A 23,997-nucleotide genomic window follows, 5' to 3' on the forward strand; every position below is an offset into this window, starting at 1 on the left:
TACTCTTCCAGGCCTGGCGTAGTTGGAATCGTTTGTTGAAATGCTCATCGACTAGTGTCCGCACCAGACCCCGGCCCCGAAGAAAATCAAAAAGCGCCGAAAGAACATCCAAAGAAGTCTTGAAGAGTCAATCGCTCAGTTCCTAGCGACACGTGCGGAATTGTCGGATGAAGCTCATAGACAGATCGCCAAAATTCTCTTTCGCGATCGAGCAAAGGACCGGCATGTACTTCGAGGTCTTGATGATGCCCCGCACTATCCCCAGCTTGATTGAACAGCCTCGAGCAAAAAAGACCGCCTGAAATATTCTGCTCAGCAGGGAGGTAAGCCTGTTTAGGCGTATTACCATCGAATTGAAGTCACTGCCCGTCGCGCTACTTACGAGCAATTACAGTTCAGTGTGGCTGATTGCAATACGGGCAGCAACTCCGACCTAGTTGATGGGGGACCCTTGGGTTTCAGAATGCGGAAGTCTTTCAAGATCGCGCCCGGCGTGCGGATGAACGTTTCGACGAAGAGCCTCGGGCTCTCCGCCGGTGTGAAAGGCGCTCGGATCAGCGCCAATAGTTCTGGTCGGGTCACCAGGACGGTCGGAATCCCCGGAACGGGGATCTCTCATGTGAAAACCGTCCAAGCCGGCGGGCGCTCACGTGCCAGCAAGGCCTCCTCCAGTACCACCGCCGCCGCTCGTACCACACAGGCCCTGGCTAAACCGAAGAAGCCCAAGCCTGGGCTCTTTGCTCCGGCATGGGAGAAGAAGCTGTACAAGCAAGTCGAGGGCGCTGCGAACTCTGCGATGCTCCAGCAAATTGGCAAGGACCATCCAGAAGCAGCTCCGTCGGTAGCAATGGTTGAACTATACCGAGTCTGCCTACCAGCCAGCGATGCCGAGCGATCGCGAGCGATTCTTGACTGGCTGTGGACTGAAGGCTATGACCCAGCAACGGATAAGTTCTTCATCTCCTATGTGGCCGACGGCGAGGTCACAGTCCCGATTGCGACGGGCGTCACCGTCACATTGCCGTTGGAGCGCCAAACGCTTGGCCTCATTCTGGCAGAGTTGGAACAGGACGCAGGCAATGCAGACCGAGCCATCAGCATCGTCGAAGGCCTTGAACCCACTACCGTGGCGGCGGTGTCACTCGCGGAACTCTACGCTGAGACTGACCGGTGGGAAGAGATCATTAACATGACGGACGGGCTCACGAACGATGATGAGCCGTCCACTTACCTGTTGATCCAACGAGGCACCGCGCTGCGGGAACAAGGCTTCTACGAGGCCGCGCGTACTGCTTTTAAAGAGGCACTTCGTATGAGGTCGCGCCCAGCGGAGCTGCGGCATCTGGCGCTGGTGGGGCGAGGGATGAGCTACGCCGCGGATGGGAAGAAGGCCTTGGCCCGTAAAGACTATGAGCGCGTCCTAGCGGAGAACTCTACGTATTCTGGCTTGATGGACCTTCTGACGCAGGTAGCGAACTAAGTTGAATTGACTGACGGTTCCGAGCGGGATGCTGTGTCGACTCGTTCCAAGGTTCGACCGGAGCAGTCCAATCATTGCAGAATGGGCCCATGTGAACCCTCGCTGCGGTCGTTGGTGATGCCAGCATGGGTGCAAAGAGCGACTCAACCACCGACCGGGGACACCCTGTGCACACTCGAACGCCTATAAGTTCTCGTGTACGAGAGCCATGGCAGACAAATTTCAATCAACCCGACCTCAGCGCCGCAGTACTCGGATCCCAGTGGCCAGCCGTCGACGCTCCTGTCGACAATCGGCTTGCCATCGACAGGCTCGTCGGTACTTTGGGCATAAAAGAGATCTGAGCAAGGGTACTAGTGAGTCGTATCCAAGAAAAATATCCTTGCGTCGCACATAGCTCACATACAAAGTAGCCAGTGGATCAGGATTCCAGACTAGGCTGGACACCGCTCAATCTTGCACCACGGCATCAACATCGCCGACGTGCCAGTGCCTCACCGCCTTTCGGAGCGCGGCAGGTAGGAACTGCGCTGAGTAGCTGATGACGAGGCCGAAGAAGTGGACAGATCAGTCCATTTCTTCGGCCTCGCTGCTTCTGTGCTGCCGGTAGTGATGCAGGGGCCCGATACGGCACGAGACTGCGATCTAGCCTTTGCCTCCAAGTGTTCTTCCCAGCCAGCATGAATCAACTGATTCCAGGTGGTGCGTTTACGAGCAGCAATCCGTCTCCGGCCCCGCCCAACCAGATTCGCTGCCTGGAATCGCGAGTATCTTGGCGCAACCAGATCACTTACTGCTCGACCGGAGCCGGTGGGACATCGATGGCGACCTGCTGGTGGTGCAGCCCTGGAGCAGGCATGCCGGTAGCGAAGTGCACCCGGAGCCGTGAGCAATTTTCCTGTGGCAGACTATGTGCCATGAGCGAGATTATCTTCGATGCCGCGGTCACTCTCAATGGATACTTGGCCGACGAGAACCATAGCCTGCAATGGCTCTTTGACGTTCCGGGGTCCCAAGAGCCTGATCCGGAACTATTGCCTGAAAACGTTGGTGTGCATGTCGAAGGCGCGAACACCTATATGTGGATGATCGAGAATGAACAGCTCATGGAAAATCCGCAAAAGTGGCATGAATACTATCCGGGGGTCAAGACCTATGTCTTCACTTCGAGGGAGCTGCCCATTCCAGAAGGGGCTGATGTGCAGCTGCTGAACGGGCCAGTTGCGCAGTTCTTGCCGGTAATTCGCGACAGCGCAGGGGAGAAGAATGTTTGGGTACTTGGCGGCGGTGAACTGCTGGGGCAATTCCTGGATGTCGATGCCCTCGATGTCTTGGCATTGACTATCGCCCCGGCCGCGCTATCGTCGGGTGCGCCCGTATTGCCACGAACTATTTCCAGCGAGAGCCTCGAACTGGTTGAAGCGCGGCAAGCCGGACCTTTCGCCCGGCTTGTCTATCGAGTCAACAAATCGCGGTAAGGCCATTCGAGAAAGCCCAGCCGGTCACGGAACGTCCCGTGACCGGCTGAGCTTTCTCGTTATCACTGGCTGGCTACTGGTTCCAGGAGCGCAGAACCATATGGCGTCCACGTCCCAGCAGCTTCAGGCCGTTCGCACTGAAGAAATCGGCACTTGACGGAGTCGCTGCTGCCAATAGCTCCTGAGGTACCTCATCGTCTGGCGGCGACAGCGGATTGATCATTGATCGCGACAGGCCATGGAGCAAGGCAGTGCCAACGCCATGGCGGCGATGTTCCTTGCCTACGGCCAAGGAATGCACCATGAGCTGGCCGTTCAGGCCCTGCTGGGCAAAGCCCCGGCCCACGATCTCTCCCTCGTCGGTACGGGCCAAGGCATGCTCGACGCGGCGCAATGCCGGATGCCCGCTGGAGAGCTGGGTGCTGGTCTCGCGCCAAAGGTTCGTCACATTCAGCTCGGCCGCATCAGCTCCCGTGGCCTCAGGCACGTTATTGCCCAAGCGGATCTTGCCGGTCCAACGATCCATTGGAATGGCCAATGGGCCGGCATGCCAGGAAACCTGGGCATTATCGGAGAAGCCGGTCGCCCTCAGCTCATCCGCGTGGGCGCCTGAGTTAACCCAAGCTTCCACGCGCCGGGCGCCGAGCCGATGGCCTTCGGCTAGCGCCGGACGCAGGCCCGCCTGTTCTGGCTGTTCGGGGAACAGCAGGATCAGCCGCTTGCGTACTGGCTGCCATGCCCATGAGCATCCGTGGGTGGTAAAGATCTTGCCGCCGGTGGCGACTGCAAGTGCCTGATGCCAGTGGCTTAGTGCTTCCTGTGCGGAGGCAATAGTGGTCATTATTCTGCGTTCACCAATCCTCGACGGCGCAACAACGGTTCAACCAATGCGGTGCGGCCGCGGAATAATTCGTAGGACTCAAGGGGATCGCGCGTATTGCCGCGCGAAAGCAGTTCCTCACGGAACCGATTACCATTTTCGCGCATTAAGCCCCCATTTTCCTCGAACCACTGCACAGTGTCGGCATCGAGCACCTCACTCCAGATGTAGGAGTAGTAGCCAGCGGAGTATCCATTGGCGAAAATGTGCTGGAAATAACCGGTGCGGTAGCGAGGCGGAATCATTGCGGAGTCGAAGCCGGCGCCCTGAAGCACGTCCTGTTCGAACTGCAGTGGATCCTCGATAACAGTCCCGGCGCTGATGGTGTGCCAGGCCCAATCAAGGACACTGGCGGCAAGGTACTCAGTGGTTGCAAAACCCTGGCCCCATAGTGAAGCCGCGCGGATCTTCTCGATCAGCGCGTCGTCCAATACTTCGCCGCTTTGGTGGTGGATAGCATAACCGGATACGACATCCTCGTGGAGCATCCACATCTCGTTGACCTGCGATGGGAACTCCACGAAATCGCGGGGGACCGAGGTGCCAGAAAGCGAAGCGTACTTTCCGCGGGAGAACATCCCGTGCAGCGCATGGCCGAACTCGTGGAACAGCGTATTTGCCTCATCCATGGACAGCAGAACCGGATCACCCGGCGCAGGCGGGGTGATGTTCAAGGTATTCGTGACGATCGGCCGCTCATCCAGGAACGAAGCGGCATCGCGCAGGCTGGTCATCCATGCACCACCCTTCTTGGTATCCCTGGTCAGGTAGTCGCCGGTGTAGAGCGCCAGCGGCTTGCCATCGGCGTCGAAAACTTCGAAGACCCGAACATCCTGGTGGTAGGCGGGAAGGTCGAACCGCTCGCTGAAGGTAATGCCAAACAGCTTGGTAGCGGTCGCGAAGACGCCATCGACCAGGACCCGGTCTAATTCGAAGTAGTTGCGCAGTGCCTCGGAATCCACCGAGTACTCCTCACGCAAGACCTGGTTGGAGAAGTATTTCCAATCCCACGCGTTGATTTCGGCACCGGCGATCTTGCCCAGCACCTGGGCTTCCTGGCGGGCATTTGCGGTGGCGGCCTTGGTTAGCTCGGCCAGCCGTTCTTCCACCGCAGCGGTGGAAGGTGCAGTGGCCTGGGCGAGCACGGTTTCTGCATGGTTGGCGAATCCGAGCAGAGCGGCGCGCTCAGCGCGAAGCTGTGCCATTTCGGCAGCCACATGAATGGTCGCGTTTTCCTCGGTGCCACGGCTGATCGAGGCATTGAACACCTTGCGGCGGGACTGGCTTGACGCGAGCGACTCCAGGACCGGTTGCTGGGTAGGCGAAACCAGCGTCAGCAAGTATCCCGATGCGTGGCCTGCTTGCTTGGCGGCTTGCGCAGCGGACTCGATCGCTTGGCTGGAAAGACCTGCGAGTTCCTCAGCATCGTCGAAGTGCACAGCGTGGGCATTCTGATTTTCCAGGACGAGGTCAGCGAACTGCGTGGAAAGCTCAGCGAGTTTGGCGTTCAGTGCCTTCAACTGGTCCTTTTCGGCGTCGCCCAAGCCTGCGCCGGCCAATTGGAAATTCTTCAGCGTTTGCTCCACTAGACGGGCATCTTCCCCCTGGAGACCCTCATAATTCAAAGCTTGTAGACGCAAGTACAAGGTTTGGTTTAGGTAAATCTCATCTTCTTGCCTAGTCCAGATCGAAGAAATCTCCGACTGAATCGCCCGCAGATCTTCGGTGCCGTGGGCGGAAATCACCGCGAAATACGTCATGAGCGCACGGCGCAGGGTCTGCCCGCTGGCTTCCAGCGCCAAGAAAGTGTTCTCAAAAGTGGGAGCCTGGGCATCGTCGATGATGCGCTGCAGCTCCTCACGCTGTTCGGCTGCGCCGAGCCGGACTGCCTCCAGGTAATGCTCAGCGGTGAGCTGGTCGAAGGCTGGCCATTGGTAGGGCCTGGTACTGGGAGTCAGAAGCGGGTTTTGCATAGGCCTAGGTTTTCATGGAAAACGTGATTTAGCTTGCATTTACACCCCAGGTGCCCAGCTGAGCTAGGCTCGATGCATGCCCCAACGTGCACTGCCTGCATTTCTTCCGCTGAGCTCAACGCTGCTGGCCGCATTGCTGATTGGCGGTTGCTCTGCAGTCCCAAGCGATCACGCAGAACCAGCAACCCCGCAGCCTTCCGTCCAGGCCAGCGTTCCTGCCTCGCCGGAACCGGCTCCGAGTTCAGCCATAGCGGATGCCCCGGCCGCACCTTCGGCGCCCGAAGAGCTATCGCTGATGGTTACCGGCGATGTACTGCTGCATCCGCAGCTATTGGATGAAGCGAAGCAAGCGGCTGGAGCGGAAACGGGCAACGGCGGGGACTACGATTTCAGCCCCTTGCTTGCGGGCCTGGCACCCTATGTCCAGGACGCAGATGTGGCGCTATGCAATCTGGAAACACCGATTGGCATCCCTCCGTATTCGGGGTATCCGCGGTTCACGGTCCCAGATCGAATCCTGGCCGACCTCGGCGCAATTGGCTACGACGGATGCACCACCGCCACCAATCACACGGTAGATGCCGGGACGGCCGGAGTAGAGCGAACGCTGGACGCTCTGGAAGCGAATGGGCTTTTCGCGACCGGCTCCTACCGCAGTGAAAAAGAATCCGAGAAGCCATCGATCCTGGACATGGAAGGCGTGAAGCTCGGTGTAGTAACCAGCACCTATTCGCTCAATGGCTTGCCGGAAGAAGCTGACTGGCAAGTCGATACCGGGGTGGATGCGCAGCAACTGATCGCCAGGGGCAAGGCAACGCGCAAGGCGGGAGCGGACATCGTCGTGGCTGCCGTGCACGATGGGGCTGAATACAGCACCGAACCGACAGCGTCCCAGAAAAGGCTCGGTCGAGCCTTGGCAGAGTCCGGTGTCTTCGATTTCATCTACATGCACCACACCCACTCGGTATTGCCCATTGAGAAGCACGACGGAACCTGGATCGTCTACGGTTTGGGCAATTCCGTGGCAAAACACGCCACACCAACCATTCTCAACCGCGAAGGCATCAGCGTAAAGGCAACGTTTACCCAGGGAGCGCCCGGCGAATGGGATGTCAGCGAATTGCGGTGGGTACCGCACCAGCTCTCAAATGAACCTGTGGCCTGGTGCCAAGTCTTCGATGCTGCTGGATGCATACGGGAAGATGAAGCAAAAGCCTCCTTGAAGCGCAGCGAGGCCACAGTGAATGCCTATGGCGCATTCGACGACGGACTTCGAGAGTGGACGCTGGACTGACCTAGCGCAATGGCCAAGGTGCCCACACGCGGCTTGAGGGAAGAATTGCGCGTGCTCTGGCTAGCCGTGCCGGCGATATGTCTTCGAGGCCGCGGGACTGCTCGCCGAATCCTGTCCCGTCAACGTCGAAACAGTGCACGAGGCGGTCCATGCCTCGATCCAGGAACTCGCCGAATCCTCCGGACGCGGCGGCACTCACCTGGATCTCGAGTTCCTCAAGGATTTCTGGGACAACTTCGTCGCATCCATCGCAGCCGCACGGCGGAAATGTCGCGCGGTACAACGCGCCGAGCTCCAGGTGCACCGCGGGAAACGTGGTGAAGACCATGCCCAGTGGCGCGCAGCGCGAATCCATCGGAAATACGCGAACAGAGCGCACCACATGGCCCGGTTGAATCCGCATGTGCCTGGCCAGCCCGGGATCTTCGAAGCAACGCACCTCGAACTGCTCGCGCAGGCAATCCAGCAACGCCTGGGCTACCTGCGGCACCGGGGCAAAGCGTTGCACATGGGAGGTCAGCGAATAGCTCTCCGCTGGAGGCTGCTCATCCCAGCGCTGGCCATAGGGGATCATCGCACCGTGCTCGTCGAAGTAATCCGCCACTTCGATATCTGGGCGCTGGTAGCCGTGAAGCATGTTCGGGTTCTCCGTTTCTGCCGCATGCAGGAATTGCGGGAATTCAGTGCCCGAACTCATCCGAATCGGTGAAGGGGCCAGCACCAGTATCCATGGCATTGATGGCGGCCATTTCCGCCTGGGTGAGCTGGAAGTCGAAAATGTCCAGGTTCTCGCTCTGCCGCCGCTGGTCTGCCGATTTCGGTGCTGCTGCCCGCCCGGACTGGACATGCCAGCGCAGGGTCACCTGCGCGCTGCTCTTCCCATGCGCTTGGGCGATCCGGACCAGGGCAGGATGTGAAAGGAGTCCAGATTTCTTGCGTCCCAGCGGGGAATAGGCTTCGGTCCGAACGCCATGCTCGGTGTTGAAACCTTGCCAATCGACGCTTTGCCGTTCAGGATCAACCTGGATCTGGTTCAGCGCCGGCACGAGCCCCGAATCCAGGACGTTCTGCAGCTGGTAGGGCTTGAAGTTCGAGACTCCCGCAGCCCGGATCTTGCCCTCGTCTACTAGTTTGCCCAGCTCAGTGAAGGCTTCGACATAGGTGTTCTGCTGGGGGCTGGGCCAGTGGATCAAGAACAGATCCACATACTCAAGACCCAAGCGGTCCAGGGAGTTCTCCAACGCCTGGCGCACGCCTTGGGCCGAATGCCATTGCTTGTTGAATTTGGTGGTTACGAAAATTTCATCGCGATGAAGCCGGCTCTGTGCCAGGGCCTTGCCCACGGCGTCCTCATTCTCGTAGTTCTCCGCTGTATCAATGCGGCGGTAGCCCACGTCGAGGGCGGACAGCACCGCTGCGGCCGCCTCGTGTCCACGCATGGGCCACGTGCCCAAACCGATCGAGGGCATGCTCACGCCGCCGGCAAGTTCGAGGGAAGAAATATCAGCAATCATGTCCTTGAACCTACCAAGTTCCACCACTTGCCGGGAGGCGGCGTCGAAGAATCCGCGACACACCGGGAAACAAAACAGGACCACGGCCTCTCTGGGTTTAACGTTATTTCGGCGCATTTTTCGTGCTGCCAACCACTGAACACCATGAAGGTTAGAACCATGCCGAAAATAGGCGTCCTCGCTCTGCAAGGGGATTTCCGCGAACATCTGGCCTCTTTGGAACGGCTCGGGCAGCGCACGCACATGGTGCGCACCGTCGTCGATTTGGAGCAGGTTGACGCGCTGGTGATTCCCGGCGGCGAGTCCTCGGTGATTGACCGGCTGTCCCGCAACTACGGGCTAGCTGGTCCCATCAAGGAGCGCATCGCAGCAGGCATGCCAGCCTACGGCTCCTGCGCCGGAATGATCATGCTGGCCGATCGCATCGAGAACCCTGCAATCTCGCGAGATGGCGCGGTACAGCAAAGCTTCGGCGGCATCGACATGACGGTCAAGCGCAACGCGTTCGGGCGCCAGATCGACTCATTCGAGCACCAGCTGGACTTCAACGGGCAAAATCTCGAAGCGGTGTTCATCCGCGCACCGGAAGCCGTGCAAATTGGCCCGGACGTGCAAGTGATCAGCACCGTTCAAGCGGGGACGGATCACGAACAGGGTAGAATTGTTGCAGTACGCCAGGGAAAATTGTTGGCAACCAGCTTTCACCCGGAAGTCACCGGCAGCACCGCTATCCACCAATTTTTCATCAATCTCACGCGAGGAGACGCTTAAAGCATGTCAGGCCACTCCAAATGGGCAACTACCAAGCACAAGAAGGCCGCGATCGACGCCAAGCGCGCCAAGGCCTTCGCAAAATTCATCAAGGGCATTGAAGTTGCCGCCCGTGCCGGCGGCGCCGACATGGCCGGCAACCCGGCACTGGAACTTGCTGTCAGCAAGGCCAAGAAGAACTCCGTGCCGATCAACAACATCGACCGCGCCGTCAAGCGCGGCGCAGGCCTGACCGGCGAGGTCGTCGACTACACCGAGATCATCTATGAAGCACGCGGCCCGCAGGGCTCGGCCCTGCTGATCGAGTGCCTGACCGACAACAAGAACCGTGCAGCCTCCGAGGTGCGCGTGGGCATCACCCGCAACGGCGGCACCATCGCCGACCCGGGTTCGGTCGCCTACCTGTTCAACCGCCAGGGCGTTGTCCGCCTGCCCAAGGGCGAGCTGACCGAAGACGACCTGCTGATGGTCGTGCTGGACGCCGGTGCCGACGAGATCATGGACGAGGACGAGAACTTCGCCATCGTCTGCGACCCTTCGGACCTGCGCGCTGTGGCCGCTGCGCTGGATGAAGCGGACATCGCCTACGAGTCCGACGAAATGGAATTCATTCCATCGATGAAGGTCGACCTGGACGTTGAAGGAGCTCGCAAGTTCCTCAAGCTCTACGACGCGCTGGAAGAACTGGATGATGTCCAGGGCATCTACACCAACGCTGATCTGTCCGACGAGGTTCGCGCCGCGCTGGACGAAGAGCAGTAAGGCTTGGCCTTACGTGTTGTTGGCGTCGATCCCGGCCTGACCCGTTGCGGTCTTGCCGTGGTCGACGTCGCCGCAAACAGGCAAGTTTCGCTGGTCGACGTCACCGTCGCCGGCACCCCTCCGGGCACTCCGCTCGATGCCCGGCTCTTGAAGATCGCCAACGCCATCGACGAATGGTTGGATCTGCATCAGCCCGATGTGCTCGCCTTGGAACGCGTGTTCGCTTCGGCGAACGTCTCCACGGTCATCGGCACCGCGCAGGTCACCGGTGTTGTCATCACCGCGGCAGCGCGACGCGGAATACCCGTGGCCCTGCACACGCCGACCGAGGTCAAGGCGGCGGTTACCGGTTCGGGACAGGCCACCAAGGCGGCGATCGGCAAGATGGTTGCCAAGATCTGCCGGCTCGATGAACCGCCTAAGCCTGCCGACGCCGCTGATGCGGTGGCCTTGGCGATTACCCACGGTTGGCGCGGTGCGGCCACCGGCTCGAATGCCTCGGCCTCCGCGGCTAATGCCGGTGGTTCGTCGCAGCTGACCGGTGCGCAGCAGGCGTGGATTGCCGCTGAGGCGTCGGCCAAGCGCCGTGCAGTGCGCCGCTAGCCGGCCAGCACGGCAGCGGCCTCGACCCACCGGGGAACGCGGCGGATCGATATTCGTAGGTATCTTCGATAAACTGGGTTCGATCGAACATATATCCCAAGGAGTGGCATGATCAGCTCATTGACCGGCACCGTGCAGGCGGTAGCCCTGAATACCGCGGTAATTGACGTTAACGGCTTCGGGATGCTGGTCAATGCCACCCCCGGGACGCTGTCCACCCTGCAGGCAGGACGCGAGGCTACGGTATTCACCTCCATGGTGGTCCGCGAGGATTCGATGACCCTCTTCGGCTTCGCCACCGCTGAGGAACGCGATGTCTTCGAGGTCCTGGTTTCCGTATCGGGCATCGGGCCGCGCACCGGCTTGGCCATCTTGGCGGTGCACTCTCCGGAGGAAGTCCGCATCGCGGCGAACACCAAGGACACCGCCGCTTTCACCAAGGTATCGGGCATTGGCCCCAAGGGCGCGAGCCGCATCGTGCTGGAACTGAACGGCAAGCTGATCCCGACTGGCGCGCCAGTGGCTCCGGTTTCCGGCGGCGGCAACGCGAGCGTCTGGGAACCGCAGGTGATCGAGGCGCTGACCGGCCTGGGCTGGAGCGAAAAGGATGCAACCAGCACCCTGAAATCGCTGTCCAAGGCTGATCCAGATGTCGTTGCCACCGGCAACGTCGCAGAAATCTTGCGTGCTGCACTGCGCAGCATGTCCAGCGGAACCCGCGCCTAAGCGGTCTGCGAGAGGATCAACTGATCATGAATGACTCCACCGGGCTCACGAACGCCGGCAGCGAACCCGAGGAACGGGTAATCGAAGCGGCCCTGCGCCCGCGGAACCTCGACGACTTCGTGGGCCAGTCCCGAGTGCGCCAGCAGCTCTCGCTGGTGCTTGAAGCAGCGAAAATCCGCGAACGCACCGCGGACCACGTTCTGCTTTCTGGCCCGCCGGGCCTGGGCAAGACCACCTTGTCGATGATTATCGCCGCCGAGATGAACGCGCCATTGCGCATTTCCTCCGGCCCAGCGATCCAGCACGCCGGTGACTTGGCCGCGATCCTCTCGTCGCTGACCGAAGGCGAGGTGCTGTTCCTCGATGAAATCCACCGCATGTCCCGGCCGGCCGAGGAAATGCTCTACATGGCCATGGAAGACTTCCGCGTAGATATCATCGTCGGAAAGGGCGCCGGCGCCACGGCCATTCCGCTGGAGCTTCCACCCTTCACCCTCGTTGGCGCAACCACGCGCGCCGGACTATTGCCCGGCCCGTTGCGTGACCGCTTCGGCTTCACTGGCCATCTGGAGTTCTACGCGGTCAAGGAGCTTGAACTGGTTTTGCGCCGTTCGGCCATGATGCTTGATCTGAGCGTCACTTCGGCCGCGTTCACCGAGATCGCCGGACGCTCCCGCGGTACGCCCCGTATCGCCAACCGCCTGCTGCGCCGCGTGCGTGACTGGGCGCTGGTGCATAAGCTCGAAGAGATCGATGCCCAAGCGGCCGAGGCCGCCTTGGACATGTACGAGGTCGATGCACGTGGCCTTGATCGCCTGGACCGGGGTGTGCTCGAAGCCTTGTGCACCAAATTCGGCGGGGGACCGGTGGGGCTATCGACCCTGGCCATCGCCGTGGGTGAAGAAACCGAAACCGTCGAAACTGTCGCAGAGCCATACCTGGTGCGTGAAGGGCTGATGGGCCGGACCCCGCGCGGTCGTATTGCCATGCCCGGAGCCTGGGCGCATTTGGGCTTGGCGATGCCAAAGGATGCCATCTTCGCCAGTGCGCAAAGCTATGAAAACGATGAGGATTAGGCAAGCATTACTTCACTGCCCGCGTAAATGGTCTGCCGGTTCACCGTGACGCATTAGACTAAAGACGCCCGACCTATGCCCGTTTCGGGGCGAGGTGGGGCGTCTTTGCTGTATTACGCCAGAAATAGCCGCAACAGCATCCCAGAACTTCAGATCAAATCGCAACAATTCGTTAGCAGGTAAATACGTGAATCCCCTCGTAATCGCTCAGGCCGCTGGTGGCGGCTTCAACCCTTCGCTGATCCTGATGGTCGCGCTGTTCGCAGTGCTGATCTTCATGATGTTCCGTGGCCGCAAGAAGCAGTCCGCCCAGCAGGAGAAGCTGAAGAACAACACCGTGCCAGGCGCCAAGGTGATGACCAACTCGGGTATCTTCGGCACCGTCGTCGGCGTTGACGCAGAGGATCGCGTCCAGGTCGAGGTCGCACCGGGCGTAGTGCTGAACCTGCACCGCCAGGCCATTGCCACCTTCCTGGACAAGGATGCAGCAACCCCGGCCGTGGCCGACGGCGCTGCAGAATCCACCAGCACCACCGAAACCCCGGAAGAGTCCCTGCGTCGCCTGAACGATGAGGGCAAGGACGAGCGCAACGCCTAAGTCCCGGGCAGCATAGCGGTGGCCCGAAGGCTAAGCCACCCAAACCAGAAAGCACAATAGATGTCATCAATCAGACCTGTTAAGCAGGCGCGCAAAGCGTTGCTATGGTTGCTGATCGTCTTCATCATCGCAACCGGCGTGTTGGTAGCCGGTGCAGCGAACGGTAAAACCGGATGGGGACCGAAGCTCGCCCTCGACCTCGAAGGCGGTACCGAGATGATCCTGGCCCCTCGGGTCCAGGGCGACGAAGCAATCAACCAAGAACAACTGGACCAAGCTGTGGAGATCATCCGCCAGCGTGTGGACGGTTCCGGTGTTACCGAATCGGAAATCACCACCCAGTCCGGTCGCAACGTTGTGGTATCGATGCCCGGCACCCCGGACCAGACCACTCGCGATTTGATCCAGGCCTCGGCCAACATGGAGTTCCGCCCGGTGCTGATCACCGGCAGCTACGCAGCCACTCCTGAGGAAGATCGCACTCCCAAGGAAGACCTGCCAAAGCCCGAGGGCAAGCCAGAGAACCCATCGGACACCAACTGGATCACCGCAGAGCTCTTCCAGGAGTTTGAAGGCTACGACTGCGAAACCGAGCTCAAGGACCGTGGCGGGGACGCTGCGGACCCGGCCAAGCCAATGATCTCCTGCGATACGGACATGGGCGTCAAGTACATCCTTGGCCCACAGGAAATCTCCGGCGACAAGATCAAGGACGCATATGCGCAGCTCGCTCGCGGCGTCAATGGTTCGGTCACCGGCGAATGGGTCGTCGTCATCGAATTCGATGCCGAAGGCACCAAGATCTTCGCCGATACCACGCAGCGTCTGATTGCCCTGCAGGGTTCGCAGAACCAGTTCTCCATCGTGCTTGATGGCGAAACCATTTCGGCGCCAACCACCAATGCGGTGATCTCCGATGGCCGTCCGCAGATTTCCGGTGGCTTCACCCAGGACACCTCGCAGGCGCTGGCCGAGCAGCTGAAGTACGGCGCACTGCCAATCAGCTTCGACATCCAGTCAGAGCGCCAGGTTTCTGCAACGCTGGGTGCTGACCAGCTGACCGCGGGCCTCATTGCCGGTGTTATCGGCCTGGTCCTGGTATTCGTCTACTCGCTGTTCCAGTACCGCGCCCTGGGCTTGGTGACCATCGCTTCGCTGCTCGTCGCCGGTGTGCTGACCTACCTCTGCCTGGTCCTGCTTGGCTGGGGCATGAACTACCGCCTGTCGCTGGCGGGCGTGGCTGGCTTGATCGTGGCGATCGGCCTGATCGCGGACTCGTTCATCGTGTACTTCGAGCGTGTTCGAGATGAGCTGCGCGAAGGCCGGCCATTGGCAAGCGCCGTGGATATCGGCTGGAAGCGTGCCAAGCGCACCATTCTGGCCTCCAAGGCCGTGAACGTGTTGGCTGCAGTAGTGCTCTACATCGTTGCCGTGGGCAACGTGCGAGGCTTCGCCTTCACCTTGGGCCTGACCGCAATCGTTGACCTCGTGGTCGTGTACGGACTGACCCATCCAACCTTGGTCCTGCTGGCACGCACCAAGTTCTTCGCCAACGGCCACCCGCTCTCGGGCATGGATCCATCGTTGCTTGGCGTCAAGCCGCTGTACCAAGGTGCAGGCAAGGTTCGCCGCTTCGATGAAAACGTTGTGGCAAACCGCGGCAAGAAGAATGCGAAGGCCTCGGCTGAGGCCGCCAAGCGCATGACGATTGCCGAGCGTCGCCGTGCACAGGCCGAACAGCCAGCCAGCACGCAGGCCAAGGCCCAGGAGGAGAACAATGAATAAGCTAGTCACTTGGGGCAACGAGCTCTACACCGGCAAGCGTTCCTACCCGTTCACCTCCAAGTACCGGTTGTGGTTCCTGATCGCCGGTATTCTGGTGATGCTGTCGATCCTGCTTCCAGTGGTCAAGGGCGGCTTCAACCTGGGCATCGACTTCCGCGGTGGTTCTGAATTCACCGTTTCGGATGTGCAGAACACTGATATCTCGATTGGTGAAAAAACTGTTAGCTCGGTGGCTTCGGGTTCCGAGGCAACGGTCACTAACATTGCTCCGGGCACCATGCGCGTGCAGACTGAGCGTTTGAGCGATGACCAGACCTTGGCCATCGCCGGCCAGCTCGCCGAGAACTACGGCGTCTCCAGCGATGAAGTTACCAGTAACTTCATCGGCCCAACCTGGGGTGAAGACGTTTCGCGCCAGGCACTGGTTGGCTTGGTAGTCTTCGTGGTCCTGGTTGGCTTGCTGATGGCTGCCTACTTCCGAACCTGGAAGATGTCGCTGGCAGCGATCGTCGGACTGATTACCGTGGTGATCGTGACTGCGGGCATCTACTCGCTGTCCGGTTTCGAAATCACGCCCAGCGCGATCATCGGCTTCCTGACCATTCTGAGCTACTCGCTGTATGACACCGTGGTGGTTTTCGACAAGGTCCGCGAAAACACCAAGGACTACACCCAGCAGTCCAAGCGCACCTTCGAGCAGCTGGTGAACCTCGCTGTGAACCAGACCCTGGTTCGCTCGATCAACACCTCGGTCGTTGCCGTGCTTCCAGTGGCCGCGATCCTATTCATCGGTTCCTACCTGCTGGGTGCCGGTACGCTCAAGGACCTGTCCTTGGCGCTGTTCGTCGGTATCATCGTCTCGGCCCTGTCGACCTTGTTCGTGCAGGCGCCAATGTTCCATTGGCTCCGCCACAAGGACGACGACGTGGTAGCGCACGATAAGAAGATGGCTGCTGCCTAAACCGATCCGAAGATCTGAATTTGGTGCTCCCAGCATTTGCTGGGGGCACCAATTCGCTTAAGCGGGAAGATGCGTAATTAGTTGTCACCGCCCGAACGTGCTATAACGTTTGAACTAAAGAAGGTGTTTTTTCAGTGCCCGGCTACCAGTGATCTGGTGGCCCGGAACTACCGTTGGATTCCGTCGGGCTTCACGCAGGCTCGGGAAAGAATCCAACGGCAACGGGAAGGAGCGGGGCATGGCGAATACGCCTAACCTGAACAATTCGAAACGACGCTCTATCTCTCGTTTGGTGCGCTTTGCTGGCCGGGGGAGCACCCCGAGCACATCGCCGACCCTTGAACCGCTATTGCGCACGGTCAAGTCCAAGCATCCGAAGGCGGATCTGGACCTGCTGGTCCACGCCTACGAGGTCGCCGAAAAGTACCATGAAGGCCAGAAGCGCAAGAGCGGCGACCCGTACATAACGCACCCGGTCGCCGTCGCCACGATCCTGGCGGAGATGGGGATGACCGGCTCGATTCTTGCCGCCGCCTTGCTGCACGACACCGTTGAAGACACCGATTACTCTCTGGAGTCGGTTAAGAAGGAATTCTCCGAGGAAATCGCCATGCTGGTCGATGGCGTGACCAAGCTGGACAAGGTCACCTATGGCGATGCGGCCCCGGCAGAGACCGTGCGCAAAATGGTCGTGGCCATGTCCCGCGACATCCGCGTGCTGCTGATCAAGCTGGCCGACCGCCTGCACAATGCCCGTACCTGGCGCTACGTATCCCCGGAATCTTCCTCGCGCAAGGCGAAGGAAACCCTGGAGATCTTCGCACCGTTGGCACACCGTCTGGGCATGAACACCGTCAAGTGGGAGCTGGAGGACCTGTCCTTCGCTGCCTTGCACCCGAAGGTCTACCAGGAGATCGTCCGCATGGTGGGCGATCGCACTCCGGAACGTGAAAAGTACCTCTCCTCGATCCGCCAGACCCTTTCGGGCGATCTCGGCGATGTCGCCATCCATGCCTCGGTGTCCGGCCGGCCCAAGCACTACTACTCGATCTACCAGAAGATGATCGTGCGCGGCAAGGACTTCGACGATATCCATGACCTCATGGGCGTGCGCATCCTGGTGGATACCGTCAAGGACTGCTACGGCGCCCTGGGCGTCGTGCATGCGGAGTGGAATCCACTGCCTAACCGCTTCAAGGACTATATTGCGATCCCGAAGCTGAACCTCTACCAGTCGCTGCACACCACGGTGATGGGTCCTGAAGGCAAGCCGGTAGAGATCCAGATCCGCACCCACGATATGCACGTACGCGCCGAATACGGTGTAGCAGCGCACTTCCAGTACAAGCATGGGCAGACCGATAACTCCATGCTTTCGCCGGAACAGAATATGGATTGGCTGCGTTCCTTGATGGAGTGGCAGGCGGATACCGCCGACTCCGAAGAGTTCCTGGACGGCCTTCGCTACACGATCAGCTCCGCTGAAGTCTATGTGTTCACCCCCAAGGGCGACATCATGTCTTTGCCGGTTGGTGCCACACCGGTGGATTTCGCCTACTCGATCCACACCGACGTCGGCCACCGCACCATCGGCTCCCGCGTCAATGGCAAGCTCGTCCCACTGCATACCGAGCTCAAGCAGGGCGATGTGGTGGAGGTCTTCACCTCGAAGGCCGAAGGCGCTGGCCCATCCCAGGATTGGCAGAACTTTGTCCGCTCGCCTCGTGCCAAGGCAAAGATCCGCGGTTACTTCTCCAAGGAACGCCGCGAGGAGGCCATCGAAAAGGGCAAGGAGCTGCTGACCAAGGAACTGCGTCGCAACCAGCTGCCATTGCAGAAATTGATGACTCACGACCTGCTCACGGCGGTAGCCAACGAACTGCACCACACGGACATTTCGGCCCTGTACCAGTCCGTGGGCGACGGCCATACCAGTGCACAGAACGTCATTGAGCATTTAACGGCCCTGATTGGCCCTCCAGAAGCCGAACAGGTCGATGAGGAAGCGGTAGTCCGCCCAACGGCTCCCAGCCCGGCTACGGGCAACGACGCCGGCGTGATCGTCGAGGGCCTGGGGGATGTGCTGGTGAAGCTGGCGCGTTGCTGCACCCCGGTGCCGCCAGATGAAATCCAGGGTTTCGTAACCCGTGGCGCCGGAGTCTCGGTGCACCGCACCGACTGCCTGAATCTGACGCAGCTCGCCGAGCAGCCGGATCGACTGGTCAATGTCACGTGGGCCACCAAGCACCATGGCGTGTTCCTGGTGGAGATCCAGGTCGAAGCATTGGACCGCAAGTCGCTGCTCTCCGACGTCACCCGGATACTCTCCGAAAGCCACTTGAACATCCTTTCGGCCAGTGTGCAGACAAGCAAGGACCGTGTGGCAATCTCCCGTTTCTCCTTCGAAATGGGCGATCCCAAGTTCCTGAGCCACGTGCTGAACCAAGTACGCCGCATCGATGGCGTCTACGATGTCTACCGCACCACCGCAGGGTCCCGCCGCTAATAGCGCGGTGCACCCCGCGGCGGCAACCTAGGCCGCTTGCGCCGTATCGGAGAAGGACTGGACCAGGCGCAGGGCTCGGGAGCGCTCGGGTGAGGGAACCTCAGATGCCAGGGCTTGTTTGATGGCGTCCAAAGTCAGGTAGGGATCTGCCAGCGCCGCGACTGTGCCCAGAACGCGGCTGGCAATGGGCAATGGATCGTATTTCGCGCAGTCGCAGGCGCTGCGCAATGCGGTGGTCACCCTGATGCGGCTGCGGAACACCATGTCCGTATCCGGCACCTGCATTTGGGCGAATTCCGCCCTCAGCCCGTGCCCGGGGTAGAACGGCCGATGGTAGCTCTTGGTGTAGATGCACAATGTGGACACTGACGGCAAGAGCCCATGGATCCAGGCTGCAGTTTGGCGAGCTAGCACCGCATCGCGGGCCAGCTCGCGGCCACAGGCGAAACCTGCAATCCGTGCCCGCACCGACGCGTTGACTCGGATGCTGCTGGGCAAAAAATAATCACCGAGGACCTCGATCAGCAGGCCGTTGTGGGCCATGGCGTGCAGCTCGTTGCGGGTGAACATCTCACCAGCGATCCACAGGTCCCCGGGAATGCGCAACGCGGCGGCGCGAGGTCCGGTAGCTGGGGAATTTCTCGTTTCCATAGAGCTACTGAACCAGTTCGCGCCGCCGCGTTGGCGGTGTGCAAGCGATCTGTGGATTACTTACTGGAAGTCGGCAGCCGACTTCTCCAAGGTGCTCAGCCACATGCGGCGTGCATCCAGGGCTTCCTGGGCTGTCGCGATCTGCTTGGCGTTGCCCTTGGCCTGTGCTGCTGCCAGATCATCTTCCAAGGCGGAGATGGTGTCCTGCAGCTGCGAGAGCATCGAGTTGGAGCGGGCCTTGGTCTCCGGGTTGGAACGGCGCCACTGCTCGTCCTCGGCACCCTTGACCGCGTCCTCGACCTGGCGCAGGGCCGATTCAATGCGCTGCAGGTCGTTGCGCGGCACCTTGCCGGCAGCTTCCCAACGGGTGCGGATCGAATCCAGCTTGTTCTTGGCAACAGCCAGATCCTTGATGGGAAGCAGCGCGCGCGCTTCTTCCAGCAGGGCTTCCTTCACCACGAGGTTCTGGGAGTACTCTTCATCGATCTTGGCGTTGGCCGCGGCGCGGGCCTGGAAGAAGACATCCTGGGCGGCGCGGAAGCGGCTCCAGAGCTGGTCGTCGTCCTTGCGCGAGGCACGGCGCGACTTCTTCCACTCGTCCATGAGCTTGCGGTACTCGGCGGCGGTAGCGGTCCAGTCGGTGGACCCCTGCAGCACCTCGGCGCGAGCGATCAGCTCTTCCTTCACTTCCTTGGCGGCCGCGTTGGTCGAATCCAGCTGCGAGAAGTAGGCCCGGCGATGGCGGTCGAAGGTGGTGCGGGCGGAGCGGAATCGCTTCCACAGCGCATCTTCGGTGGACCGTGGCAGGCGCACCGAGGAACGCTGCGAACCCTTCCAGGCGTCGAACAGCTCGTTCATCGCCGCCGAAGCGGTCTTCCACTGGATCTGCTCCGGGCGCTTGCCGGCCAGCTCTTCAGCCTGTTCGACGATGGCTTCGCGGGCAGCGAGCTGTTCCGCGCGAGCTTCGTCGTTGGCCTTGCGCTGTTCGCTGGTCAATGCCTCGACGGCTACGCGGGCATTCTCGAGGCGCGTTTCCAGCGCCGGGATGTCGCCGACCATATGGCGTTCGGCAACGGTGGCCGAGAGCGCCTGCACAGCCTTGCTGAGCTCGCCGGCCGGGGCCTTGGCAACGACGCGCTGCTCCAGGAGCATCAGCTGCGAGAGCGCGTCGTCGTATTTGCGCACGAAGTAGCCCAGGGCTTCGTCCTGGGTTGCGTCGGGGTATTGGCCCACTGGGAATTCGGCGCCGTCAATGATCACGAAGACGTGGCCGTCCTCGGTCACACGGGCGAACTTTGCCGCTTCGTCGAGGGGAGTGGTATGTGCGACGCTTGGCGCTACAACCGGCTTTGCGGCAGGCTTCTGGGCCTGTGGCAATGGGGTCTTCTGGCTGTCGTCGGATTGCTGACTGGTGGTCACCGCTGAAACTCTTTCACTTTACGAGCACTTGCTTTAGCCAACTCTACCTGTGACCTCCGCTTCTTAGTAAGCCGACGTGCACAGGTTTCTCGGGTTTCGGGCTATAAGATGGGTAGGTAGCCCAATTTGCACTAAGGAGTTTCATGGCACGCAAGGCCTCACTATCAGGTTTCCCGGAATGGCTTCCCGCCGAACGGGCAGTTGAACAGCATGTGCTCGATACCTTGCGCCACGTCTTCGAACTGCATGGATTCGCCAACATCGAGACCCGTGCGGTGGAAACCCGAGCGCAACTTCTGCGCAAGGGCGAAATCGACAAGGAAGTCTACGGACTGTCACGGCTGGCCGCGGAGGATGAGAAGAACGATCCCAACGCGTTGGCCCTGCACTTCGACCTCACCGTGCCTTTCGCACGCTACGTGGTGGAGAACGCAGGCCACCTGGCCTTCCCCTTCCGCCGCTACCAGATGCAGAAGGTCTGGCGTGGCGAACGCCCGCAGGATGGCCGCTTCCGCGAATTCACCCAGGCCGACATCGATGTCGTGGGCGATGGCACCTTGCCCTTCAGCTACGACGTGGAGCTGGCGCTGACCATTGCCGACGCGCTCTCCGCCCTGCCGATCGGTGATTTCCGCCTGCGGGTGAATAACCGCAAGCTGGCCGAGGGCTTCTACCGCGGCCTGGGCCTGGAAGATCCGGATGCAGTCCTGCGCGCCATCGACAAGCTGGAAAAGATCGGCGATGATGCCGTCGCCAAGATCCTGGTCGAAGAAGTCGGCGCCACCGCGCAGCAGGCCGCCGCCGCCCTGGCCCTGGCCAAGATCCGCACCATGGACACGTCCTTCGTGGAGCAGGTCCGCGCACTGGGCGTCAGCCACGAACTGCTGGATACCGGCTTGGATGAGCTCTCGCAGGTCATCGATGCCGCATCCAAGCGCGCACCGGGCAAGGTCATGGCCGATTTGTCCATCGCCCGCGGGCTGGACTACTACACCGGCACCGTGTACGAAACCGTGCTGGTGGGCCACGAATCCCTGGGTTCGATCTGCTCGGGCGGGCGCTACGAATCGCTGGCTTCCAAGGGCAAGAAGAACTACCCGGGTGTGGGCTTGTCCATCGGCGTCACCCGCCTGGTCTCGCGCATCCTTGCAGAAGAGTCCGTGTCCGCAAGCCGTTCGGTGCCTTCGGTGGTATATGTCACCTTGGCCAACGACGAGTCCTGGCACGAAGCGCAGGATGTAGCCTCGCAGCTGCGCGAGCGCGGCATCGCCTGCGAGGTAGCAGCCAGCGCGGAGAAGTTCGGCAAGCAGATCAAATTCGCTGATCGACGCGGGATTCCGTTCGTCTGGTTCACCCATGCCGATGGCGCCCACGAGGTCAAGGACATCCGTTCCGGCGAGCAGGTCGCCGCGGATCCGTCCACCTGGATGCCGGCCGAAGCGGACCTGAAGATCGCCGTCAGCTAGTTCTCGGGCTCCATCGCCCGCCCGCGCACCAATCACGGTGCACTAAACTTCATGGGAAGAAACTTTCCCAACCGACCGAAAGGATCGTAGTGCTACGCACTCATCAGCTGGGCGTCTTGAACGCCGAGCACATTGGACAGCAGGTCACACTCACCGGTTGGGTCGCGCGTCGCCGCGACCACGGTGGTGTCGCCTTCCTGGATTTGCGTGATGCTTCGGGCGTGGCCCAGGTCGTCGTGCGCGATGAAGAGGACTTCCATCCGCTGCGCAATGAGTTCGTGCTGCAGATTCTCGGCACCGTCGAGCGCCGCCCGGAGGGCAACGAGAACCCGAATCTGCCTACCGGGCAGATCGAGGTCATCGCTGAGACCGTGACCGTGCTGAACACCGCGGCCCCGCTGCCATTCCAGGTCGACGAGCACGTCGAGGTCGGCGAGGAAGCGCGCCTGCGCCACCGCTACCTGGACCTGCGCCGCCCGACCCCGGCCCGCAACATCCGCCTGCGCTCCGAGGCCAACCGCGTGGCACGCAACCTGCTGCACGACCAGGGCTACATCGAGATCGAAACCCCGACGCTGACCCGCTCCACCCCGGAAGGCGCCCGCGACTTCGTCGTGCCGGCCCGACTGACCCCGGGCAGCTGGTACGCCTTGCCCCAGTCCCCGCAGCTGTTCAAGCAGCTGCTGCAGGTCGGCGGCTTCGAGAAGTACTACCAGATCGCCCGCTGCTACCGCGATGAGGACTTCCGCGCGGACCGCCAGCCGGAGTTCACCCAGCTGGACATCGAAGCATCGTTCGTCGAGGAAGATGACATCATCGAGCTCGGCGAAAAGTTGGTCACCGAACTGTGGAACCTGATCGACGTGCAGGTCCCGACCCCGATCCGCCGCATGGCGTACTCGGAGGCCATGGCCAAGTACGGTTCGGACAAGCCGGATCTGCGCTTCGGCCTGGAACTGACCGAAATGACCGAGTACTTCGCGAACACCTCCTTCAAGGTCTTCCAGTCCGAGTACGTCGGCGCCGTGGTCATGCCTGGCGGCGCATCGCAACCGCGCCGCACCCTGGATGCCTGGCAGGAATTCGCCAAGCAGCGCGGTGCCAAGGGACTTGCCTACGTGCTGATCAAGGAAGATGGCGAGCTGGCTGGCCCAGTGGCCAAGAACCTGTCCGAGGAAGAGAAGGCCGGACTGGCCGCAGCTACCGGCGCAGCCGCCGGAGACTGCATCTTCTTCTCCGCCGGCAAGAAGAACGAATCCCGTGCACTGCTCGGTTCGGTCCGTGTCGAGATCGGCCACCGCACCGGCCTGATCAAGGAAGGCGACTGGGCCTTCGTCTGGATCGTCGACGCACCGATGTTCGAAGCTGCCTCCGACGCTGTCGCCTCGGGTGACGTGGCCGTGGGCGCTGGCGCTTGGACCGCTGTGCACCACGCGTTCACCAGCCCCAAGCCGGAGTTCATGGACACCTTCGACACTGATCCTGCATCGGCCCTGTCCTACGCCTACGACATTGTCTGCAACGGCAACGAAATCGGCGGCGGTTCGATCCGTATCCACCAGCGCGACGTCCAGGAACGCGTCTTCAAGCTCATGGGCGTAACCCAGGAGCAGGCTGACACCCAGTTCGGCTTCCTGCTCGAGGGCTTCAAATACGGCGCCCCACCGCATGGCGGCATCGCCCTGGGTTGGGACCGCGTGCTGCAGCTGCTGACCAACTCGGAGTCCATCCGCGACGTGATCGCCTTCCCGAAGACCGGTGGCGGTTTCGATCCGCTGACCGCGGCTCCTGCGCCAATCACCCCGCAGCAGCGCAAGGAAGCCGGCATCGACTTCAAGCCTGAGAAGAAGAAGGCCGAAGAGACCGAAGCCAAGGCCGAAGCCAAGTAGGTTCACGCAGCTTCGTAACGCCGGATGGAACGCTTGAATGCGTTCCATCCGGCTTCTTTTTAACCTGGAATTAGCTCTTTTGGTGGACTATGAGTATTTTTAATACTAGGTTTGTTTTTGACTTAGTTTGCAGAACCAGTTCTCACGACCACTTTGGAGCGATAC

21 protein-coding genes and 1 pseudogene are annotated in these 23,997 nt (G+C 60.8%); 15 read left to right on the forward strand and 7 right to left on the reverse strand.

The window, feature by feature from the left end; genetic code table 11:
* Positions 1-463: 463 nt before the first annotated feature.
* A pseudogene (locus AC1Z36_RS11325) lies at positions 464-604 on the forward strand (DUF4236 domain-containing protein); the annotation flags it as partial.
* Between the two features lie 15 nt (positions 605-619).
* Positions 620-1,480 carry a tetratricopeptide repeat protein gene (locus AC1Z36_RS11330; RefSeq protein WP_286172090.1) on the forward strand — a complete coding sequence of 287 codons (861 nt, stop codon included), beginning with the start codon at positions 620-622 and terminating at the stop codon, positions 1,478-1,480.
* 790 nt (positions 1,481-2,270) lie between these two features.
* On the opposite strand, the gene AC1Z36_RS11335 is transcribed toward AC1Z36_RS11330, so the two are convergent.
* Positions 2,271-2,399, reverse strand: coding sequence for a hypothetical protein (locus tag AC1Z36_RS11335; RefSeq protein WP_286172092.1), 129 nt, complete (start codon positions 2,397-2,399; stop codon positions 2,271-2,273).
* On the opposite strand from AC1Z36_RS11335, the gene AC1Z36_RS11340 reads away from it, so the two are divergent.
* Positions 2,398-2,958: a dihydrofolate reductase family protein gene (locus AC1Z36_RS11340; protein ID WP_133833317.1), complete on the forward strand. Its 561-nt coding sequence runs from the start codon at positions 2,398-2,400 to the stop codon at positions 2,956-2,958. The genes AC1Z36_RS11335 and AC1Z36_RS11340 overlap by 2 nt on opposite strands.
* A gap of 73 nt (positions 2,959-3,031) precedes the next feature.
* On the opposite strand, the gene AC1Z36_RS11345 is transcribed toward AC1Z36_RS11340, so the two are convergent.
* Together AC1Z36_RS11345 and AC1Z36_RS11350 are read right to left on the reverse strand one after the other, a co-directional pair.
* Positions 3,032-3,799 (reverse strand): GNAT family N-acetyltransferase, encoded by a 768-nt coding sequence (locus AC1Z36_RS11345; RefSeq protein ID WP_105661377.1) that lies wholly within the window; start codon positions 3,797-3,799, stop codon positions 3,032-3,034.
* Positions 3,799-5,811 (reverse strand): M3 family metallopeptidase, encoded by a 2,013-nt coding sequence (locus tag AC1Z36_RS11350; protein ID WP_483561260.1) that lies wholly within the window; start codon positions 5,809-5,811, stop codon positions 3,799-3,801. The genes AC1Z36_RS11345 and AC1Z36_RS11350 overlap by 1 nt, the downstream gene beginning before the upstream one ends.
* Positions 5,812-5,887: 76 nt before the next feature.
* On the opposite strand from AC1Z36_RS11350, the gene AC1Z36_RS11355 reads away from it, so the two are divergent.
* On the forward strand, positions 5,888-7,105 hold the full coding sequence (locus AC1Z36_RS11355) for a CapA family protein (protein WP_105661375.1): 1,218 nt from the start codon (positions 5,888-5,890) through the stop codon (positions 7,103-7,105).
* 1 nt (position 7,106) lies between these two features.
* On the opposite strand, the gene AC1Z36_RS11360 is transcribed toward AC1Z36_RS11355, so the two are convergent.
* Both AC1Z36_RS11360 and AC1Z36_RS11365 read right to left on the reverse strand, forming a co-directional pair.
* Entirely contained in the window at positions 7,107-7,802 is a 696-nt protein-coding gene (locus tag AC1Z36_RS11360; RefSeq protein WP_483561261.1) for a DUF6226 family protein, read from the reverse strand.
* On the reverse strand, positions 7,786-8,619 hold the full coding sequence (locus AC1Z36_RS11365; protein WP_105661373.1) for an aldo/keto reductase: 834 nt from the start codon (positions 8,617-8,619) through the stop codon (positions 7,786-7,788). Before AC1Z36_RS11365 ends, AC1Z36_RS11360 begins: the two co-directional genes overlap by 17 nt.
* Positions 8,620-8,778: 159 nt before the next feature.
* Here AC1Z36_RS11365 and pdxT point away from each other — a divergent pair, with 159 nt between their 5' ends.
* From pdxT to AC1Z36_RS11410, 9 genes are all read left to right on the forward strand, one after another.
* Positions 8,779-9,390, forward strand: a complete 612-nt coding sequence (pdxT, locus tag AC1Z36_RS11370; RefSeq protein ID WP_105661372.1) for a pyridoxal 5'-phosphate synthase glutaminase subunit PdxT — start codon at positions 8,779-8,781, stop codon at positions 9,388-9,390.
* A gap of 3 nt (positions 9,391-9,393) precedes the next feature.
* Positions 9,394-10,152: a YebC/PmpR family DNA-binding transcriptional regulator gene (locus tag AC1Z36_RS11375; protein ID WP_105658275.1), complete on the forward strand. Its 759-nt coding sequence runs from the start codon at positions 9,394-9,396 to the stop codon at positions 10,150-10,152.
* A gap of 3 nt (positions 10,153-10,155) precedes the next feature.
* Positions 10,156-10,755 carry a crossover junction endodeoxyribonuclease RuvC gene (gene ruvC / locus AC1Z36_RS11380; RefSeq protein WP_105658276.1) on the forward strand — a complete coding sequence of 200 codons (600 nt, stop codon included), beginning with the start codon at positions 10,156-10,158 and terminating at the stop codon, positions 10,753-10,755.
* A gap of 108 nt (positions 10,756-10,863) precedes the next feature.
* Positions 10,864-11,481, forward strand: coding sequence for a Holliday junction branch migration protein RuvA (ruvA, locus tag AC1Z36_RS11385; RefSeq protein ID WP_105661371.1), 618 nt, complete (start codon positions 10,864-10,866; stop codon positions 11,479-11,481).
* Between the two features lie 26 nt (positions 11,482-11,507).
* Positions 11,508-12,557 (forward strand): Holliday junction branch migration DNA helicase RuvB, encoded by a 1,050-nt coding sequence (gene ruvB, locus AC1Z36_RS11390; RefSeq protein WP_105661370.1) that lies wholly within the window; start codon positions 11,508-11,510, stop codon positions 12,555-12,557.
* A gap of 187 nt (positions 12,558-12,744) precedes the next feature.
* Entirely contained in the window at positions 12,745-13,155 is a 411-nt protein-coding gene (gene yajC, locus AC1Z36_RS11395) for a preprotein translocase subunit YajC (RefSeq protein WP_105661369.1), read from the forward strand.
* Positions 13,156-13,215: 60 nt separating this feature from the next.
* Positions 13,216-14,940: a protein translocase subunit SecD gene (gene secD / locus AC1Z36_RS11400; protein WP_105661368.1), complete on the forward strand. Its 1,725-nt coding sequence runs from the start codon at positions 13,216-13,218 to the stop codon at positions 14,938-14,940.
* The gene (gene secF / locus AC1Z36_RS11405) at positions 14,933-15,901 is read left to right on the forward strand and encodes a protein translocase subunit SecF (protein WP_105658281.1); all 969 of its coding nucleotides are present in this window, start codon (positions 14,933-14,935) and stop codon (positions 15,899-15,901) included. Before secD ends, secF begins: the two co-directional genes overlap by 8 nt.
* 238 nt (positions 15,902-16,139) lie before the next feature.
* On the forward strand, positions 16,140-18,407 hold the full coding sequence (locus tag AC1Z36_RS11410; RefSeq protein ID WP_105661367.1) for a RelA/SpoT family protein: 2,268 nt from the start codon (positions 16,140-16,142) through the stop codon (positions 18,405-18,407).
* A gap of 27 nt (positions 18,408-18,434) precedes the next feature.
* On the opposite strand, the gene AC1Z36_RS11415 is transcribed toward AC1Z36_RS11410, so the two are convergent.
* Positions 18,435-19,058: a hypothetical protein gene (locus tag AC1Z36_RS11415; protein WP_146112900.1), complete on the reverse strand. Its 624-nt coding sequence runs from the start codon at positions 19,056-19,058 to the stop codon at positions 18,435-18,437.
* Between the two features lie 60 nt (positions 19,059-19,118).
* Positions 19,119-20,477 carry a DUF349 domain-containing protein gene (locus AC1Z36_RS11420; protein ID WP_133833327.1) on the reverse strand — a complete coding sequence of 453 codons (1,359 nt, stop codon included), beginning with the start codon at positions 20,475-20,477 and terminating at the stop codon, positions 19,119-19,121.
* 143 nt (positions 20,478-20,620) lie between these two features.
* On the opposite strand from AC1Z36_RS11420, the gene hisS reads away from it, so the two are divergent.
* Entirely contained in the window at positions 20,621-21,943 is a 1,323-nt protein-coding gene (gene hisS, locus AC1Z36_RS11425; RefSeq protein WP_483561262.1) for a histidine--tRNA ligase, read from the forward strand.
* Between the two features lie 89 nt (positions 21,944-22,032).
* A complete protein-coding gene (gene aspS, locus AC1Z36_RS11430; protein WP_105661363.1) occupies positions 22,033-23,832 on the forward strand; it encodes an aspartate--tRNA ligase in 1,800 nt (599 codons plus the stop codon).
* Positions 23,833-23,997 lie beyond the last annotated feature (165 nt).

It is taken from the genome of Glutamicibacter sp. BS14, from assembly GCF_056934375.1.

Coding starts and splice junctions, on each gene's coding strand:
- AC1Z36_RS11340 (WP_133833317.1), top strand. CDS start 2,398: ATGAGCGAGATTATCTTCGATGCCGCGGTCACTCTCAATGGATACTTG.
- AC1Z36_RS11335 (WP_286172092.1), bottom strand. CDS start 2,399: ATGGCACATAGTCTGCCACAGGAAAATTGCTCACGGCTCCGGGTGCAC.
- AC1Z36_RS11345 (WP_105661377.1), bottom strand. CDS start 3,799: ATGACCACTATTGCCTCCGCACAGGAAGCACTAAGCCACTGGCATCAG.
- AC1Z36_RS11350 (WP_483561260.1), bottom strand. CDS start 5,811: ATGCAAAACCCGCTTCTGACTCCCAGTACCAGGCCCTACCAATGGCCA.
- AC1Z36_RS11355 (WP_105661375.1), top strand. CDS start 5,888: ATGCCCCAACGTGCACTGCCTGCATTTCTTCCGCTGAGCTCAACGCTG.
- AC1Z36_RS11360 (WP_483561261.1), bottom strand. CDS start 7,802: ATGAGTTCGGGCACTGAATTCCCGCAATTCCTGCATGCGGCAGAAACG.
- AC1Z36_RS11365 (WP_105661373.1), bottom strand. CDS start 8,619: ATGATTGCTGATATTTCTTCCCTCGAACTTGCCGGCGGCGTGAGCATG.
- pdxT (WP_105661372.1), top strand. CDS start 8,779: ATGCCGAAAATAGGCGTCCTCGCTCTGCAAGGGGATTTCCGCGAACAT.
- AC1Z36_RS11375 (WP_105658275.1), top strand. CDS start 9,394: ATGTCAGGCCACTCCAAATGGGCAACTACCAAGCACAAGAAGGCCGCG.
- ruvA (WP_105661371.1), top strand. CDS start 10,864: ATGATCAGCTCATTGACCGGCACCGTGCAGGCGGTAGCCCTGAATACC.
- ruvB (WP_105661370.1), top strand. CDS start 11,508: ATGAATGACTCCACCGGGCTCACGAACGCCGGCAGCGAACCCGAGGAA.
- secD (WP_105661368.1), top strand. CDS start 13,216: ATGTCATCAATCAGACCTGTTAAGCAGGCGCGCAAAGCGTTGCTATGG.
- secF (WP_105658281.1), top strand. CDS start 14,933: ATGAATAAGCTAGTCACTTGGGGCAACGAGCTCTACACCGGCAAGCGT.
- AC1Z36_RS11410 (WP_105661367.1), top strand. CDS start 16,140: ATGGCGAATACGCCTAACCTGAACAATTCGAAACGACGCTCTATCTCT.
- AC1Z36_RS11415 (WP_146112900.1), bottom strand. CDS start 19,058: ATGGAAACGAGAAATTCCCCAGCTACCGGACCTCGCGCCGCCGCGTTG.
- hisS (WP_483561262.1), top strand. CDS start 20,621: ATGGCACGCAAGGCCTCACTATCAGGTTTCCCGGAATGGCTTCCCGCC.